General features: G+C 68.0%; 3 protein-coding genes and 1 pseudogene. 2 read left to right on the forward strand and 2 right to left on the reverse strand.

Features of this window, described 5'->3' with window-relative positions:
• Positions 1-223 (forward strand): annotated as a pseudogene (locus tag KVT44_RS55335) (hypothetical protein); the annotation flags it as partial.
• Between the two features lie 6 nt (positions 224-229).
• On the opposite strand, the gene KVT44_RS55340 reads toward KVT44_RS55335, so the two are convergent.
• Complete coding sequence (locus KVT44_RS55340) at positions 230-1,333, reverse strand: protein kinase family protein (RefSeq protein ID WP_254651229.1); 1,104 nt, start codon at positions 1,331-1,333, stop codon at positions 230-232.
• Positions 1,334-1,527: 194 nt separating this feature from the next.
• On the opposite strand from KVT44_RS55340, the gene KVT44_RS55345 reads away from it, so the two are divergent.
• A complete protein-coding gene (locus KVT44_RS55345; RefSeq protein ID WP_217576810.1) occupies positions 1,528-2,646 on the forward strand; it encodes a hypothetical protein in 1,119 nt (372 codons plus the stop codon).
• Between the two features lie 128 nt (positions 2,647-2,774).
• On the opposite strand, the gene KVT44_RS55350 is transcribed toward KVT44_RS55345, so the two are convergent.
• Positions 2,775-2,927, reverse strand: a 153-nt coding sequence (locus tag KVT44_RS55350) for a VOC family protein (protein ID WP_302832269.1), incomplete at its 5' end; no start/stop codon positions are given.

A 2,927-nucleotide genomic window follows, 5' to 3' on the forward strand; every position in this document is an offset into this window, starting at 1 on the left:
CTCCGACCGGCAACGCGCGGCCGATATCTACAGCCGCTTCAGGACGCTGGCTGACGCGTACGGCGAACGCCTCCACCTGATCATCGCCGACAACGACCCCCCGTCCCTCACCAACGACTCCTTCGGCAAGGTGGAATTCGGCTACGAGAACCCCATGGTGCCCGGCGTCGATCATCCCGGCCCCAATCAGGTCCCCCGCGTCGAAAACCAATCGGATGGCTAACCCCGCCTAGGCCCGCTGGGGTCGCCGGAGAATCCCGAGACCAGCGGACGAGAGGGCCCCGCGGAGAGCCTTCAACGGGTACGGGGTTTCCCTGCTCTCGTCCTGGATCTTGACGTAGAAGTCCGTCAGCACTACGGCGAGCGGTGCATGACGAGACAGGATCGCCCTGGCCTCTTGCGGCCCGTCCGGCGGGTCTTCCCCTTCCGCACATGCGCGAATAAGCGCCACGCGTTCTTTCCGCTCGTATCCGTATAGAGCCGTGATCAGCCAGTTCACCAGCCAGCTGCGTGTGTAACAGCGATCGTAGGTCCGGTGCAGTTCGAAGAAACTGGTCTCGGACGGTGACAGATCAAATCGGGAGGAGAGGGCGAGGCCATAGTCGGCGAAGTAAAGGCGTCGGCCGTCGGTCAGGATGTTCTGAAAATGGGCGTCGAAGTGCAGGAGCCCGCGAGCGTTCATGAAGGACGTGCCGGCCTCCAGCTCGCCCTCCACCAGGGAGCAAGCCCGGTCAGCAGACTCTTCACCAGCCTGTACCTGCTCGGTGAACCACTCGTGCAGGGTCTGCGGAATGTACTCCAGGAACAGTGCGAGGCTCGCAGAGGACCGCTGCAGGGCCTCGATACGACGGCGTACCTCCGGCCGGCCTCCCCAATAGGCCACGGCCCGCTCCACGTCCGCGAGTTCCTGCGGAAGCGCGGCCGTGTCCGGCAGCACGCGCCAGTGGTACATCAGCGGGAACCCTTGGTACTGCCCTCCGAGCACCCAGTTCGTCGTCATGGTGTGAACGGCGAGCTCCCGCCACGCTCCGAAACCAGGCCCGCCGACGCCGTACTGGCAGAAGGTGGGAAGCCCGAACAGGTTGGCCGTGGACCGTGCATGCTCCGGCAGCCGCTCCATATCCGTGAGCGGCACCCGCTTCACGAAGACCGGCTTCCCGTCAACCTCCAGCAGGGCAGACCTCCCGCCGATACCGGAACCAAGCGGCACGGCGGCATCCACAAGCTCGCCCAGCCGGTGATCACTTCGCAGGGCCAGGGATGTGGAGACAGCGCTGTAGGCAGCCAAGCGTGCGCCCTGTGACATATCGGGATGCTCGACCGCTACCCGCATCGGAATGCCGACCTCGTTTCCACCATGCCAACGAGTGTCTACCAGTTGCCTCTTCACTGTAGGCGAAGGTCGATGAGGAGATCAGCTGATGCTCCACGCTGTGGCGGCGCTCCGGCCCCGCAGCGGACGAAAAACACGTTGGCCGGCCGCCGCCAAGCTGCGACGATACCCCCTGTTTCCCAGGCGGAGGACATTTGTTCGTATTCGTGTGTGCGGGGTGCGGCGCCAGACTGACCACCCCGCTGTCCCAGGTCGCCCTGCCGTCCCATGCCCATCAGAAGTACGGGAACGGGATCCAGCTCCCGGTCCCGGTGCTCATGGAGTCCGGCACGTTCGCCGTGGACCCGGAGCCCTGGGGGCCGCCGTGGCGGACGTGGGAGGAGATCGACCCGGACCAGGCGGCGGCCCGCGGCATCTACGCGCCGGTCTACGCCCTGTCCGACGGCGCGCCCGGCGCGATCGTCATCGCACCCGGAGATACCAGCGGCACCCTGCTGATCCCGGAGAAAGGCGGCGGCTACTGCTGCGGCCTCGACGGGGCCGACGGCCCCAACATGGCCTGCGAGACGTGCGGCCTGTCCGTGGCGAGCAGGATCGACGACTGCTCGCTCTGGCAGGCGGTGTGGCTCGCCCCAAACGCCGTGCACCGCCGCCCAGTCGACAACGCCGACGCCACCGCACCACTCTCCTGGGCGGAGCTGGCGACAGAGGGGAAGGGCACGCCCCCGTTCGAGCCCATCATCGCCACGTGGGGATCGCGGCTGGGGCTGAACCACTGGTGGTCATGGAGCCCGCAGTGGGAGGCCGCAGTCGGCCAGGCGCTCGCCCACCTGCTGGCGGCCTCGGAAGGCCGGCCAGTGACCGTCCCGGACGGCCTGATCGCGGAAGTGTTCCAACGCGCCCTCGACGCCCTGCTGCCCACGGGTCCGCCGGCGCGGCGCGCCGTCCTGGCCGGACCGGGACGGCCCGCCCCCGACGCGGACGCCGACATCCTCCTCGTGCCGGCCCATCCGCAGACGGGGGAGACCTGGACCCCGGCCAACCAGGCGGCCTCGGCATACTCGGTGCCGCTGCCGTTCGGGGTGTGGCTGTGGTTGGCCTTCCCCGAGCCGCACCTGCCCGTCCCCGCGTCGGGCGGCATGCCCGACAGCGTCCTCCGCGACGACCCGCCCGCGCCGCACCCCCATCACCTGTTCCGGGCCGACCCGAGAGCCTTCCAGCACACCCTGGTCCGGCTGTCGGCCGTCCGCAGCCCGTGGCTGCGCGAAATCCTCGAGAACCTCACGCAGCACATGCGCACCCGCCTCTTCTAGCCAGCTGACAGAAAACCCAACACCCAAACTCCAACCAAATCCGGTGACCGTGCTGCCGCGAACAGCGAGGTCTTCTCGGCAACGTGATAGTTGCGGTGTGTGACGGGGTGCGGGTGCCCGCTCGCGGCCTAGTTCTGCGGTGCCAGGGTGCGCAGGACGTCGAACTCGTTGCCCTCGGGGTCTGCCATGACCACCCAGTTTCGGTCTGAGCCCTGGCCCACATCCGTCGTGGTGGCGCCGAGGCCGAGCAATCTGGTCACCTCGTCCTCGGTGCTGCCGTC

The organism is Streptomyces sp. GbtcB7 (assembly GCF_019091445.1).
Classification (GTDB): Bacteria; Actinomycetota; Actinomycetes; order Streptomycetales; family Streptomycetaceae; genus Streptomyces; species Streptomyces mirabilis.